The following is a 413-nucleotide window of genomic DNA, read 5'->3' as shown; positions in this document are numbered from 1 at the left end:
GTCCACCAGCGGACCAACCCGAACATCACGCCAAAAACAACGCCAGAAGCCGTACCCCAACAAAGATCGCAAGCCACACCGCTACACCGTGGACGAGCGTGTCGCCGCCATCACCACGTGGGTGCAGAAAGACCCCCCCAACCGTCGGAACACAATCCCCCCTCATGACGATTCTGTGAATGTCGGAGGAAAGGCGTACCCCATCGGACATATTCTCTCTGACCTGACACTAGTTGGGATGATTTCCGACGATGACAAGGTTGCCCAAGCCCTGACGGACGCCGGATTCACGGTCAAACACGACGGTCGCGGACATATGCATATCGTCGGGTTTCAGAGAATGAGCGACGAGAACGTGAGAGACTTCCTCGCCGTCTATGACATCTGGCTCAGCGAGGAAGACGCGAACGGTA

At 56.9% G+C, this 413-nt stretch carries 1 protein-coding gene; it reads left to right on the top strand.

Annotated features, from left to right (window positions below; all coding sequences use genetic code 11):
• Nucleotides 1–88: 88 nt before the first annotated feature.
• The coding region (locus ACLQ24_RS30330) for a hypothetical protein (protein ID WP_425895155.1) at nucleotides 89–413 on the top strand (325 nt) is incomplete at its 3' end.

Source organism: Micromonospora sp. DT4 (assembly GCF_049841675.1).
Lineage (GTDB): Bacteria > Actinomycetota > Actinomycetes > Mycobacteriales > Micromonosporaceae > Micromonospora.
This window is presented reverse-complemented; position numbering and strand designations above follow the sequence as displayed.